The organism is Actinomyces dentalis DSM 19115 (assembly GCF_000429225.1).
Classification (GTDB): Bacteria; Actinomycetota; Actinomycetes; order Actinomycetales; family Actinomycetaceae; genus Actinomyces; species Actinomyces dentalis.
On record NZ_AUBL01000028.1, the window covers coordinates 1 to 15,067 of the forward strand.

Here is a 15,067-nt window from a genome sequence, read left to right on the forward strand (position 1 = left end):
CGGCTCCCCGTCCGGGTCGAAGACCGGCTCGCCCATCCAGTCCGACTCCTGATGCAGCACCCCCTCGGGCATCTCCATCCACAGCCGGGAGCGGAACCACGCCCCCCGGCCCGGCAGCGCCTGCCACTCCCGCAGCGACTCGGCCGAGGGACAGGCCTCATCGACCTCCACCGACCTGCGCCGCCCGCCCTCCTCGACCAGCCACGGCCTGATGAACTGGCACAGGCCCACCCCGGCGCACTCCACCTCCACCCGCCGCGCACCCGTCCCCTCCAGCAACTCGCGCAACTGAACCTGCGTGCTGTTGAACTCGCCCCGGGCTATGCGCTCGCGCTCACCCGGCGAATAGAAATCATGAAGAGCCACGAAACCTCCTCCTTACTCTTGTCAATAATCTGCTTATTGAGTCTTTCTCACCAGAACTGGCGATCCAGAGTCGGGGATCGGAGCTGTGCTGCGGGAGGGATTGGTTGAGGGGCTCACGCGGGGGGTCGCAATACCCTGCGTCGCCCCGGGCCTTCCCGCGTCATCACGCCGATCCCAGCCAGTCAGCGGATCTTTCTGGTGAGGAAGGCTCAATGGAATCGGCTCCGGCACGACGCCTCTCCCTTCACTTCCGAAAAGTCAGTCCTCTGCCACCGCCATCGGCTCTGCCCGTGATCTCATGAGCGCCTCGAGGAGGGAACAGGAGGGGAATAAGTCGGACCCGGCTTGTCAATTCCAGATCGGGTTCTCAGCCAGTGGGGGGTGAGTCCGGGTTCGCGGGGGTGCATCTCCAGCTCCTCCGCGCACCGGTCGGCGTCGGGCTCCCCGTCGCCGAGGTCGGGTTCGCCCATCCAGTCCGACTCCTGGTGCAGCACGCCCCTGCCGGCGTCGATCTCGGCGTCCATCCACAGGTGTGAACTGAGCCAGGCCCCGTGGCGGGGCAGGGCCTGGGCGTGGCGCAGCCGCTCGACGACCTCCGCCACTCCCCCGTCGGCCCTCACCGGCCTGCTCTCGCCTCCGACGGTCAGCCGGTAGTCGATGCGCTGGGAGGAGCCCAGGGCCTCGATGCGGATGTCGACGCGCTCGGAGCCGCTGTCCGCCAGCCAGGCCAGCACCCGCTGCCGGGCCAGGTCGAACTCCTGCCCGCCCTTCATCCGGGGGAGCCTCCCCGTGCGCACCGCCTCCCGCTCGGCCTGCGAGCCGCGAGGGCCGTGAGTCAGCACGTAGAAATCCTCCTCCAGCTCGGCGATGCGCCGATTGAACGCCGGAGCGCGCTCGACCTCCCACCGCGCCACCCTCTCGCGCAGCCAACCGGGAATATTCCCCTCATCGCGGGGGTAACGACTCAACTCGATCTTGTAATGGTACAGATCCGGCTCCTGTCCCGGGTCGAAGACCGGCTCGCCCATCCAGTCCGACTCCTGATGCAGCACCCCCTCGGGCAACTCCATCCACAAGTGCGACCAGAACCACGCACCCCGACCCGGCAGCGCCTGCACCTTCCGAAGAGTCTCGACGAAGTTGCGAACTTCTTGATCCGGTTCGTCTACCAGCTTCTTCTCGCCGCCCTCGGTCAACCAGAACCTGATGCGCCCCAGCAGACCGACCCCGTCGTAGTGGACATCGACCCGCTCCGCCTCTATCTCCTCCAACCACGCCTGCATCTCGTTCTGAGTATCGTTGAACTCATCGCGGGCCAAACGCTCGCGTTCGCTGAGCATGACTCCTCCTCACTGTCCTCAGCCACAGTCATGAATGATTTTATCAAGGATCAGTGTCCCTTTCTCACCAGGAGCCGCGGTCAGACCGCCAAGATCAGCGCGGTAACGGGGATGGTGGGTGCGAGAACGGGGGCGGCGAGCGCAGGAACCGCACCGCCCTCGTGCCAGCCCTTCTGCGTCACCCGCCGATCCCGACCTTCAAGTCGCTGTTTGTCGCTGTTTCTGATGAGATAAGACTCAGTGGCCGGAGTCCACCGGCTCTACGCAGCCCACGGGCACCTCATGACTAGAGGCAGTCCTCTCGCTCGAGCCGGGACTCCTCTCTCAGCTCCACAATGCGTCTGGCCACTACCGAGCCGCGCTCCAGGCGCCACCGTTCCACCTTGTCCCGCAGCCAGTCCGGAATGAAGTCCTGATCGCGCGGGTAGCGGTCCAGCTCCGTCTTGTACTCTCCCAGGTCCGGGCCGCCGCCGCGAATATCCAGGCCATCAGGGCCGACGTAGAAACCACCGGTTCCCATGTCCGGCTCGCACATCCAGTCCGACTCCTGATGCAGCACACCCTCCGGCATCTCCATCCACAGATGAGAATAGAACCATGCTCCACGACCTGGCAACGCCTGCATTCCACGAAGTTTGTTAATTGCAGAGCTGGCATTTCTGTCAATGTGAACCGACTTCCTCTCCCCGTCAGTTGTCAGCCAGCACCGGGTATCTCCCACATCTCCAAGGCCGTTAAGATAGACGTCAACCCTGGTAATGCACTCCTCTTCCAGCCATGCCCTCACGAGAGTCTCGGCTTTTTCAAAAGCCTCCACCGCTGATTTCCGGTAGCGATCCACAAACACTCCTCCTAATTATTTCACGTCCGACGCATTCACAAACCTGCGGTCACGCGAAGACCCTTGCGAATAGTTCCATTTGGCCGTGAACTCATTCGGCGTCATTTGTGCGTCGCCGGGAGAGGTCGAGCCGATCTGAGTCCCTGGGCGATCTGTCGTAATTGCAATACTATTGCAACCATGTTCTCCATGATTCACGGTAATTCGCCGCTTCAGCCTCCCGATCGCAGCAGCGATTGCAGGCATTCTAATCTGGGGGCGGGCCGGTGCCGGACGCCAGGTGTCCGCCATTTCGATTCTCCCCCGATCCCATCGGAATAACATTGGTTTCTTCTGGAACGCCCCGAACTGCGCCCCCGCCGGACGTCCGCCATCGCACATCAATTCGAGGCACAGTGACTTAGGATACCCTGTTCCCGCCTTGATCGTCAAGGACCTCACCCAACTTTGTATCATGTCTAAAACATCGGGCGTGTCGTGGTCGTTGTTTTTCTATAGAAACTCCGGTCCGCTGAGAGAGGCTGAGAGAGGCTGAGAGAGGCGGAGTCAAGCCAGAGGGTCGACGAGGACGGTAGAATGCCTGAGACCGCTGCGCGTCATGCCCTGACCACGATCCTGCGCCCGGCGGAGTGCCGCAGTCTGGCGGCGATGCGCGAGCACGTCGCGGACCTCGGCCCCGGACGATCTGGGGCCCTGGGGCCGGGTCCGCGGAACTTGCCGACCTCGGAGTCGACGGCCCGGTTAACGCGAGCGCGCCCGTCAGCGGGTGTGTGCGGCGGCGAGGTCGCGCAGTCGGGCGATGGCGGCCGGGGCGTCGTCGGCGCCGTAGACGGCGCTGCCGGCCACGAAGACCCCGGCCCCGGCCTCGGCGGCGCGCTCGATGGTGCGGGCGGTGACTCCGCCGTCGATCTGGATGCGCAGCTCCAGGCCCTCTTCGCCCACCAGTCGGCGGGCCCGTTCGATCTTGGGCAGCATCGCCTCGATGAAGGACTGGCCGCCGAATCCGGGTTCGACGGTCATGAGCAGCAGGAGGTCGATGCGGCCGAGCAGGTGCTCGACGGCGGACAGGGGCGTGGTGGGGCGCAGGGCGATGCCGGCGCCGGCGCCCAGGCGGTGCAGCTCGGCGGCCAGGCGGAAGGGGGCGGCCGTGGCCTCGATGTGGGTGGTGACGATCGCCGCCCCGGCTTCGGCGTAGGCGGGGGCCCAGCGGTCGGCGTCCTCGATCATGAGGTGGGCGTCGACGGGCAGGGCGGTGTGGGCCAGGACGGTCTCCACGAGGGAGGGTCCGCCGAACTGGTTGGGGACGAAGTGGTTGTCCATGATGTCCACGTGCAGGCCGTCGGCGTCGGCGACGCGGTCGAGCTCGTCGGCCAGGTGGGCCTGGTCGGCGTTGAGGATCGAGGGGTGGATGGCGGGGGCGGGCGTCATGGGCTCCTCCTCGGGCCGGGTCCTCCGGCCGGTTCGCGGGTCGGGTTCGCGGCGGGTCGGTCGGTTCAGAGCGTACGCCGCAGCAGGGCGCAGAACATGGCGTCGGTGCCGTCGGCGTGGGGCCACATCTGGAGCATGGGGCGCTCGGCGCCGGCGGGCGGGCGGGGGGCGATGCGGGTGGCGGCGTCGCCGGCGTGGAGGATCTGGGCGCCGCCCCCGTTCTTGTCCCAGTGCCTGAGGACGTCGCGCACGACGAGTTCGGTCTCCAGCACGTGCGGGGAGCAGGTGACGTAGGCGACCAGGCCGCCGCGCCGCACCGCCCCCAGGGCGCTGGTGAGCAGTTCGCGCTGGAGGGCTGCCAGTTCGGTGACGTCCTTGGGGGTGCGCCGCCAGCGGGCCTCGGGTCGGCGGCGCAGCGAGCCCAGTCCGGAGCAGGGGGCGTCGACGAGGATCCGGTCGAAGCCGCCGGGCTCGTCGGTCCCGTAGGCGCGCCCGTCCCCGCAGCGGACTTCGACGACGCCGGGGTTCAGGGCGCTCACGGCGGCGCGCACGAGGTCGGCGCGGTGGGGGGCGATCTCGTTGGCGACCAGGCGGGCCCCGCGCTGGGCGGCGCGCGCGCCCAGGAGGGCGGCCTTGCCGCCGGGGCCGGCGCACAGGTCCAGCCAGTGCTCGTCGCGGCCCTGGAGCGGGGCCTCGGACAGGATGAGGGCGGTGAGCTGGCTGGCCTCGTCCTCGACGCCGGCCCGCCCCTCGCGCACGGCGGCGATGCGGCCGGGGTCGCCTCCGGGCAGGACGACGGCGCAGGGGCTGTGCTCGCCCGGACTGGCCTTCTCGTGGGCGGCGGCGCGGGCGGCGCGGGCGAGCTGCTCGGGGGTGATCAGTCCGGGGCGGGCGCACAGGACGACGCGCGGGTCGGTGTTGTCGGCGGCGAGCAGGTCGGCCAGTTCGGCCTGGTCGCATCCGTTGGCGGTCAGGGCCTGGCGCATGGCCTTGACGATCCACGGCGGGTGGGAGTGGGTGCGGCTCAGGGCGGTCGTCTCGTCGGGGGCCTCCCGGCGCAGGAGGGCCAGCCACTCGTCCGTGTCGCGGCGGGCCGTGCGCCGCAGGACGGCGTTGACCAGTTTGGCCGATCCGCGTCCGGCGGCCCGGGCGGCCAGGTCGACGGTGGCGGACACGGCGCCGTGGGCGGCGACCCGCATGCCCAGGATCTGGTGGGCGCCCAGGCGCAGCACGTCCAGGACGACGGCGTCGAGCTCGTCCAGGGGGCGGTCGACGCAGTGGGCCAGGACGGCGTCGTACCTGCCGCGCAGGCGCAGGGTGCCGTAGGTCAGGGCGGTGGCGAAGCCGGCGTCGCGCCGGTTCAGGCGCTCGGCGTCGAGCAGGGGCGGCAGGATGAGGTTGGCGAAGGCACCGTCCCGGTGGACCCTGGTCAGGGCCTCCAGGGCGATGCGGCGGGCCGGGTCGTCCGCGGGTTCGCGGCGCGGCGCCCCGCCCCGGCGGTCAGAGCGGTCAGAGCGGTCGGGGCGGCGCTGTCCGGCGCCGGATCCGGCGCGCCGCCGCTGCCCGGCACCGGGGTCGGCTGCGCCCCTCCTGCGGTCGTGGTCGGGGCGGTCGGGGCGGGCGCGGCCGGTCACCGGGCGGGCTCCTGCCGGTCGTCGTCGCCCAGAGCGGCGCCGGGGGCGGGGCGGGCGCCGCGGGCCCAGGCGTCGGCCGCCATCCAGTTCCTGCCCGCGGGGGCGAGCCGCCCCAGGCGCACGGCGCACGTGCCGGTGCCCACGAGCACCTCGTGCCCGGTGGCGCGCAGGGCGCCGGGGGGCAGGTCGGTGATGCCGGGGACCGGTTCGACCGGGCCCAGGCGCAGCCGCCCCCCCCGGTAGGAGGTGTGGGCGCCGGGGGCGGGGGTGACGGCGCGGATGCGGGCGTCGACGTCCCGGGCCGCCTCGCTCCAGTCCACGAGCCCGTCGCGGGCGCTCAGGGGCGGGGCGAGGCTGACGCCCTCCTCGGGCTGGGGGACGGGGGCGGCGGTGCCCTGGTCCAGGGACGCCAGGACCCCCATGATGAGCGGGGCGCCGGCGTCGGCCAGGCGGGCGAGCAGGTCGCCGCCGGTGTCGCGCGGCCCGATCGGCTCGCTCAGGCGGGCGTAGACGGGCCCGGTGTCCAGGCCCTCCTCCAGGCGGAAGACGCAGGCGCCGGTCACGGCGTCGCCGGCCATGACGGCCCGCTGGACGGGGGCGGCGCCGCGCCAGGCGGGCAGCAGGGAGAAGTGGAGGTTGATCCAGCCGTGGGCGGGGGCGTCCAGCAGCGCGGGGGGCACGATGCGCCCGTAGGCGACGACGACGGCGACGTCGGCGCCCAGGGAGCGCACCCACCCCCGGGCGGCGGCGTCCCTGAGGGTGGCGGGGGTGCGCACGTCCAGGCCGGCGGCGCGGGCCAGGGCGGCCACCGGCGAGGGGCTCAGGGTCCGGCCGCGGCCGCGGCGCGCGTCGGGGCGGGTCAGGACGCCGACGACCTCGTGGTCCGGGGAGTCGATGAGGGCCCGCAGCGAGGGCAGGGCGGCCTCGGGGGTGCCTGCGAAGAGAACGCGCATGGGGTCAGTCTACGGGGGCGTCCAGCAGGCCCCGGTCGGTCAGGTCGGCGCGCAGGCGCCCGGCGCCGCGGAACAGGTGGGTGTCCATGCCCAGGGAGGCGGCGGCCGCGACATTGGCGGGCGCGTCGTCGACGAAGAGCGCGTCGGCGCCCCGCAGCCCGTGGCGCTCCAGCAGCACCCGGAAGACGGCCGGGTCCGGCTTGGTCAGGCGCTCCTGGCCGGAGACGACGATGCCGCTGAAGCGCTCGAGCTGGGGCACGCGGGGGCGGCCGAAGGCGGCGAACAGCTCGTGGTTGAAGTTCGTCAGGGCGTACAGGCGGACCCCGGCGTCGAGCAGGTCGTCCACGACGGCGCCCACGCCGGGGATCGGCCCGGTGAGCGTGTCCGGGAAGTGGCGCCAGTAGTCGGCCAGGAGATCGGCCCAGTCGGGGCGGTCGGGGTGGGCGCGCCCCAGGGCGGCGAGGATGTCGCCGAAGGGGACCCCGGCGTCGGCCATCTCGTTCCAGCGGGGAAAGCCGCCGCGGGTCACGAACTCCTCCCACACCCGGGCGGGGCGCCGCCCGGCCAGCGCCCCGTGGGACTCCCAGGCGTACAGGACGTTGCCGTAGTCGAAGACGACGGCGCGCCCGCGCCGCCCCGTGCCGTTGCCGCTCATGGGGGCATTGTGGCACGCGTCGGGCGGGCGCCGCCCGGCCGCGGCGGGGCGGGTGGGGAGGACGGGCGCGGCGCCGCCCTCCGCCCGCCGCGGGCCCGGCCTCAGGGCAGGATGTCCTCGTAGTAGGTGCCGCGCAGGAGGCGGGTGAGCATCCTCTCGCCGGGCAGGCGCCCGTCGTTCATGGTCTTGGCGGCCGCCAGCAGGGCGCGCACGTCGTACTGGGCGGGCCAGATCGGGGGCACGTCGCGGTCCAGGTCGAGCAGCCCGTAGACGGCCATCATGGCGGTGCGCGCCGAGCCCTCGGTGGTGAACACGCAGTCGTCGGGCGTCTCGACGAACTGGCCGATCAGGCCCAGGTTGACGCACCCGTCGGGGATGACCTCGGGGCGGTCGCCGGCGCGCCGCGGCATGAAGAAGGAGGTGATGTAGGGCATGGTGGCCAGGCGGACCTTGGTGCGCTCCCTGATCCGGTCGAAGCAGTCGATCAGACCGAAGTGGTAGCAGTACTCCTTGAGGACCTCCTCGCCGGTGCACTCGATCATGGGCTTGGGCACGCAGTCGCCCGGGGCGTGCGGGTGCAGTCCGTAGGCCCAGGCCACGCCCCAGTCGGCCGGCTGGGCGCGGAACTGGGGCTGGCGGTTCATGGTCAGCGACAGGCACCAGCCGGAGTCCTCGGCGGTGATGATCCCGCCGGTGACGGTGCGCCCGGACAGGGGGTCGTTGCCGGTCAGCTCGCGGATCCTGGTCAGGAAGGGGTGGTCGGCGCCGATGAAGCTGAAGGAGGCCGACTCCCACACGGTCTTGCGCGGGTCGGAGCAGAAGACGTCGGGGCGGCCGAAGACGGCGGACTTCCTGGCCAGGTTGCGCCACAGGGTCCAGGCGCCGCCGGGGCGGTCGGTGTGGAAGGGCGGGACGGTGTCCATGTCGCCGTAGCCGGTGGACTCGGTGCACGAGCCGATGGTGGCCAGGACCAGGTCCCGCTCGCCCACCTCGATGGTCTCCTCCCCGTCGCCGTCGCGCAGCCGGATGGCGGTGACGACCTTGCGCCCGGAGGTGATGAGCATGTCCAGGTCGTCCACGCGCGCGCCGTAGCGGAAGACGACGCCGCGGTCCTTGAGCCAGTCGGTCAGCGGGACGATGAAGGACTCGAACTGGTTGTAGCGGGAGAAGCGCAGGCAGGACAGGTCGGAGAAGCCGGGGAAGTACTGGAGGAAGCGGTGCATGTAGCGCTTCATCTCGGTCAGGGACTCGTACTGCTGGAAGGCGAACATCGTCTTGAACAGCGTGTAGAAGGTCGAGGCGAGGAAGTCGGCGTCGAACCAGTCCTCGATGGCGAGCCCGTAGGTGTCCTCCTCTCTGGCCATGAGGAGCCTGATGACGTCTTTGCGGCCCTTCTTGTTGATGCCCATCTTGTAGGCGTCCCGCCGCCTGCCGCAGCGGTGGATGATGCGGCAGGGGTCGATGTTGGGGTCGTTCTCGTTGACGGTGCGGAACTCGTCCAGGACGGTGTAGGGCGCCGGCATCTCCAGGGCGGGGATCTCGCGCATGATGTCCCAGAAGCACTCGAAGTGCTGGCCCATCTCCCGGCCGCCGCGGGCGATGAAGCCCCGCTCGGTGTCCCCGGCGCCGTCGAAGGAGCCGCCGGGGACGTCGAGCTGCTCGAGGACGGTGATATTGGACCCGGGCATGCGCCCGTCGCGGATGAGGAAGGCGGCCGCCAGCAGGGCGCCGATGCCCGAGCCGACGAGGTAGGCGCGGCGCTCGGCCACGTCGGCCGGCGGGGTGGGGTGGTTGTGGGTGTACAGGCCCAGGTCGTTGTGGACGAAGGGGTTGCCGTCGGGCGAGACGGGGCGGGTCCGCTGGCGGTTGCGTTCGGTGCTGGTCATGGTCTCTCCTTCAGGAGCAGCCGGTGGGCGGTGTCCGCCGCCGGCTCGGCAGCGGTCGGCCGGTGCGGGCGCCACGACTCTAGGCCCGCGGGCGCGGGGTCCGTCGAAGGCCGCCGCCCGGCGCGCCGGGCGCGGGGGTCCGCCGCGCCGCTCACCACAGCAGGGTCGGGTCGAGCTCGACGCGCACCGCCTCCTGCCGGTGCGCGGAGCGCTCGCGGGCCCACAGGGCCAGCGCGTCGGCCAGTTCGCGCCCCCTCGAGGAGGGCGCGCGGATGAGGGCGCGGTGGACGACGCCGGACGCGGGGGCGCCGGTTGGCGCCGCGTCGGCCGGGGCGCCGGCGCCCGGGGCCGGCACGGGGCCGAGCACGTCCCAGCCGGCGGCCCGGGCGGCGTCCAGCAGGGAGCCCACGGCGCGGGGCGGGCCGTCCAGGCGGGCGCAGCGCCAGGCGGGCGGCAGGCGCAGTTCGGCGCGCTCGGCCAGCTCGCGGCGGGCGAAGCCGGCGTGGTCCCAGCGCACCAGGGCCTGGGCGACGGCCGCGTCGGCCCCTCCCAGCAGGATGACCCGGGCGTCGGCGCGGGCCAGGGCGGCGGCGTTGGCCCACAGGCGCAGGGCCTGGCAGGCGGCGCCCAGCTGCGGGCGGGACGACAGGGCGGCGCCGTCGAGCAGGAGGACGGCGCGGTAGCCGCCCTCGGCGACGGGCTCGGCGCCGGGGGTGGCCACGACGAGCCGGGGGCGGGAGTCGACCGCCGCGATGACGCCGTGGTCCTCCCGGGCCCCGGAGACGACGACGGGCACGCCGGGGAAGGCGCGGCCGAGCTCCTCGCCGGTGCGCGTCGAGCCGACCCCCGTCATGCGCAGGGCGGTCCCCCCGCAGGCGGGGCAGGTCCACGGCGCGGCGGCGCGGGCGCACCAGCGGCAGCTCGTGGCGCCGTCGCGCCCCCGGGACAGGGGCCCGCCGCAGGCGGGGCAGCGGGCGCCGGCGCGGCAGGTCCCGCAGGCCAGGCGCAGGACGTAGCCGCCGCGGGGCACCTGGACCAGGGCGGGGCCCCATTCCAGGGCGCGGCGCAGGGCCCGGTGGGCCAGGGAGGGGATGCGGGCGCGGCCGCTGGCGCCCTCGGCGTCGAGCTCGGGGGCGCCGGGGGCCTCGACGCGCGCCACGGCGCGGCGCACGAGGTTGCGCGGCGCGCTCAGGTCGGCGGCCCAGCCCCGCTCGACGTAGCCCTGCGCCTCCACGCTGCGGGCGTGGCCGGCGATGAGCAGGCCGGCGCCCTCCAGGCCGGAGCGCAGCGCCAGGACGGTGCGGGCGTGGACGTAGGGGGCGCGGGGCTCGTCGAGGCGGTCGTCGCCGTCGTCCCAGACGGCGGCCAGGCCCAGGCGGGGCACGGGGGCGAAGGCGGCGGCGCGGGTGCCCACCGCCAGGCGGGCGCGGCCCAGCAGGAGGCGCAGGAAGGCGCGGTAGCGCCGGGCGGGGCCGTGCTCGGCGGACAGGACCTCGACCGGCTCGCCCTCCAGCTCGCGCTCCAGGCGCCGGGCCAGGGTCTCGGCCCGGGCGGTGGTGGCCACGACGACGAGCCCGCCGCGCCCGCCGGCCAGGGTCGCCCGCAGGGCCCGGGCCAGGAGGGTCTGCCAGGGGGCGACCAGGCCGGCGCGCCCGGGCAGGGCGGTCCACACGGCCCGCGGGCGGTGGCCGGCGGCGAGTTCGCCCAGCAGCTCGGGGCCGCCCAGGTAGGCCCCCCAGCCGGCGGCGTCGACGTCGGGCGGGCGCCAGACGGGCAGAGGCGGGGCGGGGGCGTCGCGCTCGGCGCGCTCGGCGGCGGCGTGCCGGGCGGGCACGGCCAGGCGCATCACGTCGGCGCGCGTGCCGGCGGCGCGGGCGGCCACGGCCCCGACCAGGCCCATGGTGGCGGGGGTGAGGACCGGCAGGTCGGAGACCACGCGGCCCAGGGGCGCCAGGCGCCCGGGGTGGGTGGTGGTGGCGCCGCGCTCCCAGATCCAGCCGCGCACGTTCTTGCCGCCGAAGCGCACGGTGACGCGGGTGCCGATCCCGGCGGCGGCGTCCAGGCGGGGCGGGACGAGGTAGTCGAAGAGCCGGTCCAGGTGCGGCACGGGGGTGTCGAGCAGGACGCGGGCCACCGGGTCCGTCACGCCGTCGGCGTCCACGCGGCGCTCGGCGGGGGCGGGCACGGCGAGCAGGGCGTCCTGCCGGGCCGGCTCGCTCACACCCCCTCCCCCGCTCGGCGCCGCGCCGTCACACGGCGTCCCGCAGCGCCCGGACGCGGTCGGTGGCCTCCCAGCTGAAGCCGGGCCTGCCGAAGTGGCCGTAGGCGCTGGTGGCCCGGTAGATGGGGCGCAGCAGGTCGAGCTGGGCGATCATGGCGGCCGGCCGCAGGTCGAAGACCTCCTCGATGGCGGCGCGGATCCGCTCGACCGGGACCGTGTGGGTGGCGAAGGTCTCGATGTGCAGGCCCACGGGGCGGGCCGAGCCGATGGCGTAGGCGACCTGGATCTCGCAGCGCCGGGCCAGGCCGGCGGCGACGACGTTCTTGGCGATCCAGCGCATGGCGTAGGAGGCGGAGCGGTCCACCTTCGAGGGGTCCTTGCCGGAGAAGGCTCCGCCGCCGTGGCGGGCCGCGCCGCCGTAGGTGTCGACGATGATCTTGCGGCCGGTGACCCCCACGTCCCCGGCGGGGCCGCCGATGACGAACTGGCCCGACGGGTTGATGAGGACCTGGGCGTCGGCGGCGTCCAGCTCCAGGCCCTTGGCCTCCTCGGCGGCGAGCACGGGGGCGATCACCTCGGCGGAGACGGCGCCGGTCAGGGCGGCCCGGCCCAGGTGCGGGTCGTGCTGGGCGGAGACGACGACGGCGGCCAGGCGGGCGGGCCGGTCCCCGTCGTAGTCGATGGTGACCTGCGTCTTGCCGTCGGGGCGCAGCCCCTCCACCACGCCCTGCTTGCGCACGAGTGCGAGCCGCTCGGCCAGGCGGTGGGCCAGGTGGATGGGCAGGGGCATGAGCTCGGCCGTGTCGGTGCAGGCGTAGCCGAACATGAGGCCCTGGTCGCCGGCGCCCTGCAGGTCGAAGGGGTCGCGGCTGGCCTCCTGGCGGGCCTGGAGGGAGGCGTCCACCCCGGCGGCGATGTCCGGGGACTGGCGGCCCACGGAGACCAGGACGTCGCAGGAGGCGCCGTCGAAGCCGATCTCGGGGGAGGTGTAGCCGATGGCGGAGATCTCCTCGTGCACGATCCGCGGGATCTCCACGCGGGCGGTGGTGGTCACCTCGCCCGCCACGTGCACCAGGCCGGGCGTCGCCATGGTCTCCACCGCGACGCGGGCGGAGGGGTCCTGGGCCAGGATGGCGTCCAGGACGGCGTCGGAGATGCGGTCGCAGACCTTGTCGGGGTGGCCCTCGGTGACGGACTCCGAGGTGAACAGGCGAGCGGACGGGCGGTGCGAGGCGGTCACGGCCCCACCCTACCGGCGGCCTCCGACGCCAATGGCGTGGCCTGGCGCACGCGGATCCCCGGGTCGGGATCGGCGCGCCGGCGGGCGCGATGCCGTCCGGCGCGCCGAACGGATCAGCGCCCCAGGCGCCGGGCGATCAGGGCGATCAGGGCGCGGGCGACCTCGTCCTTGCTGCCGGCGGCGCGGGCGACCTCGGCGCCGGCGGCGTCGAGCACGATCACGGAGTTGGGCACGTCGCCGAAGCCCGTGGCGGGTCCCACGGCGTTGACGGCCATCAGGTCGGCGCCCTTGCGGCGGGCCTTGGCGGCCCCGTGGGCCAGGACGTCGCCGGCGTCGTCGCCGGTCTCGGCGGCGAAGCCGACCAGGAGGGTGCGTCCGGGTGCGGGGCGGGGCGGGTCGGCGGCCAGGCCCGCCAGCACGTCGGGGTTGGCCACCAGCTCCAGGGCAGGCGGGGCGGGCTGCGCCCCGTCGGGGCCCGGCGGGCGCTTCTTCAGCTTCACGTCCAGTGGGCGGGCGGGTCGGAAGTCGGCCACCGCCGCGGCCATGACGACCGCGTCCGCGTCGCGGGCCGCGCCGCGCACGGCGTCGCGCAGCTCCAGGGCGGTCCCCACGGGGATGACCTCGACGCCGTCGGGGACCAGGGCCAGGACCTCGGGGCCGATATTGGCCGCCACCAGGACGACGTCGGCGCCGGCGGCCTTGGCGGCCGCGGCCAGCGCCGCGCCCTGGCGCCCCGAGGAGCGGTTGCCCAGGTAGCGCACCGGGTCGATGGGCTCGCGGGTCCCGCCCGCCGAGACGACCACGCGCAGCCCGGCCAGGGGGGCGCCGCCCCGGCCCGCGCCGGCGTCGGCGGCATCAGCGGCGCGGGCGGCGTCCGCGCAGTCCCCCGCGCTGGCCGGCGCGCGGGCGGCGTCCAGGACGGCCAGGGCCCGCTCGACGATCCGCTCGGGCTCGGGCAGGCGCCCGGCGCCCACGTCGCCGCCGGTCAGGGGCCCGGTGTCGGGGTCGATGACCGTCAGGCCGCGGCTGCGCAGCGTCGCCACGTTGTGCGCCGTGGCCGGGTTGGTCCACATGCGGGTGTGCATGGCCGGGGCGAGGACCACGGGCGCCCCCGTCGTCAGGATCGTGGCCGTCAGCAGGTCGTCGGCCCGGCCCGCCGCGACCCTGGCCAGCAGGTCCGCGGAGGCGGGCGCCACGACGACCAGGTCGGCCCGCTCCCCCAGCGCCACGTGCGAGGCGGCGGCCGGGTCGTCGAACAGGCCCGTGGCCACCGGCCCCCCGGAGACGGCGGCCAGGGCGGGCTCCCCGATGAAGCGCAGGGCGGCCGCGGTGGCCACCACCTCGACCTCGTGACCGGCGCGTCGCAGCAGCCGGATGACGAAGGGCGCCTTGTAGGCGGACACGGAGCCGGCCACGCCCACGACGATGCGCCGCGCGCCGGCGTCGGTCGCGCTCACCGGCCGGCTCAGAACTCGATGCTGTCCAGGTCCCCCGGGGCCTGGGCGTCCTCGCCGCCCGGCAGGGGCGCCGCGTCCAGGGGGATGTCGGAGAACACGTCCGTCTCGGCGGCGCGGCGGGCCTCCTCGGCGGCGGCGCGCCGGGCCCGGGCGTCCTCCCCGGAGATGACCTGGAGCTTGTCGGCGGCGACCTCGCGCAGCGCGATGCTCAGGGGCTTCTCCTCCGGCTCGGTGTCCACCAGGGGCGGGAAGAACTCGAAGCGGTTCTCCTCCAGCTGGCGGATGTAGGTGTTGATCTGACGGGCGCGCTTGGCGGCCTCCACCACGAGCCCGTACTTCGAGTCGACCTTCTCCAGCAGGTCGTCGATGGGCGGGTTGGTGATGCCCTCGGGCCGGGCGGAGGTTCCGAGCATGTGCGACCTGCTTTCGTGGGTGACTGGCGGACAGGGGACCGGTACAGTCTAGCCCGACAGCCCCATCAGCCCCTCCAGTTCGTCCGTGGCGCGCGACACGGTGTCATTGACGATGACGTGGTCGAACTCCCCGGCCGCCGCCAGCTCGACGCGGGCGGTGGCCAGGCGCCGGGCCCGCTCCCCCTCGTCCTCCGTGCCGCGGCCCGCGAGCCGGGCCACCAGCTCGTCCCAGCTGGGCGGGGCGACGAAGACCAGCCGGGCCCCGGGCATGGAGCGGCGCACCTGGCGGGCGCCGTCGAGGTCGATCTCCACCAGCGCCGGGCGGCCGGCGTCGAGCTCGGCCTGGACCGGGCCGCGGGGCGTGCCGTAGCGGTGCAGGCCGTGGACGAGCGCCCACTCCAGCATCTGGCCCCGCTCGACCATGCGGTCGAAGGCCGCCTCGTCGACGAAGTGGTAGTGCACGCCGTCGATCTCCCCGGGCCGCGGGGCGCGGGTGGTGGCGGACACGGACACGAACAGGCCGGGGTGGCGCCGCCGCAGCTCGGCGACGATCGTGCCCTTGCCGACGGCGGTGGGGCCCGCCAGGACGGTGAGGCGTCCGGGGGCGGGGCGGGGGTCGCTCATGGGCCCATC

At 74.0% G+C, this 15,067-nt stretch carries 12 protein-coding genes and 1 pseudogene; all 13 read right to left on the reverse strand.

What is annotated here, in order from left to right; genetic code table 11:
* A pseudogene (locus G446_RS16585) lies at positions 1 to 366 on the reverse strand (hypothetical protein); the annotation flags it as partial.
* Positions 367 to 662: 296 nt separating this feature from the next.
* Positions 663 to 1,706, reverse strand: coding sequence for a hypothetical protein (locus G446_RS16590; protein WP_034469626.1), 1,044 nt, complete (start codon positions 1,704 to 1,706; stop codon positions 663 to 665).
* A 286-nt stretch (positions 1,707 to 1,992) separates the two neighbouring features.
* Positions 1,993 to 2,547, reverse strand: a complete 555-nt coding sequence (locus tag G446_RS19895) for a hypothetical protein (protein WP_156916569.1) — start codon at positions 2,545 to 2,547, stop codon at positions 1,993 to 1,995.
* Between the two features lie 759 nt (positions 2,548 to 3,306).
* The gene (gene rpe / locus G446_RS0107405; RefSeq protein WP_026409679.1) at positions 3,307 to 3,975 is read right to left on the reverse strand and encodes a ribulose-phosphate 3-epimerase; all 669 of its coding nucleotides are present in this window, start codon (positions 3,973 to 3,975) and stop codon (positions 3,307 to 3,309) included.
* A gap of 65 nt (positions 3,976 to 4,040) precedes the next feature.
* Entirely contained in the window at positions 4,041 to 5,423 is a 1,383-nt protein-coding gene (locus tag G446_RS0107410) for an RsmB/NOP family class I SAM-dependent RNA methyltransferase (protein WP_026409680.1), read from the reverse strand.
* Between the two features lie 182 nt (positions 5,424 to 5,605).
* Positions 5,606 to 6,562, reverse strand: coding sequence for a methionyl-tRNA formyltransferase (gene fmt / locus G446_RS0107415; protein ID WP_026409681.1), 957 nt, complete (start codon positions 6,560 to 6,562; stop codon positions 5,606 to 5,608).
* Positions 6,563 to 6,566: 4 nt separating this feature from the next.
* The gene (locus G446_RS16600) at positions 6,567 to 7,217 is read right to left on the reverse strand and encodes an HAD-IA family hydrolase (protein WP_034469632.1); all 651 of its coding nucleotides are present in this window, start codon (positions 7,215 to 7,217) and stop codon (positions 6,567 to 6,569) included.
* A gap of 101 nt (positions 7,218 to 7,318) precedes the next feature.
* Positions 7,319 to 9,103, reverse strand: a complete 1,785-nt coding sequence (locus G446_RS0107425) for an oleate hydratase (RefSeq protein WP_026409682.1) — start codon at positions 9,101 to 9,103, stop codon at positions 7,319 to 7,321.
* A 151-nt stretch (positions 9,104 to 9,254) separates the two neighbouring features.
* On the reverse strand, positions 9,255 to 11,324 hold the full coding sequence (locus tag G446_RS0107430; protein WP_245574626.1) for a primosomal protein N' family DNA-binding protein: 2,070 nt from the start codon (positions 11,322 to 11,324) through the stop codon (positions 9,255 to 9,257).
* A gap of 28 nt (positions 11,325 to 11,352) precedes the next feature.
* Positions 11,353 to 12,564 (reverse strand): methionine adenosyltransferase, encoded by a 1,212-nt coding sequence (gene metK, locus G446_RS0107435; protein WP_034469636.1) that lies wholly within the window; start codon positions 12,562 to 12,564, stop codon positions 11,353 to 11,355.
* A gap of 113 nt (positions 12,565 to 12,677) precedes the next feature.
* Positions 12,678 to 14,021, reverse strand: coding sequence for a bifunctional phosphopantothenoylcysteine decarboxylase/phosphopantothenate synthase (locus G446_RS0107440; protein ID WP_026409685.1), 1,344 nt, complete (start codon positions 14,019 to 14,021; stop codon positions 12,678 to 12,680).
* A gap of 8 nt (positions 14,022 to 14,029) precedes the next feature.
* Positions 14,030 to 14,434: a DNA-directed RNA polymerase subunit omega gene (rpoZ, locus tag G446_RS0107445; RefSeq protein ID WP_026409686.1), complete on the reverse strand. Its 405-nt coding sequence runs from the start codon at positions 14,432 to 14,434 to the stop codon at positions 14,030 to 14,032.
* 48 nt (positions 14,435 to 14,482) lie between these two features.
* Entirely contained in the window at positions 14,483 to 15,058 is a 576-nt protein-coding gene (gmk, locus tag G446_RS0107450; RefSeq protein ID WP_026409687.1) for a guanylate kinase, read from the reverse strand.
* Between the last annotated feature and the right edge of the window lie 9 nt (positions 15,059 to 15,067).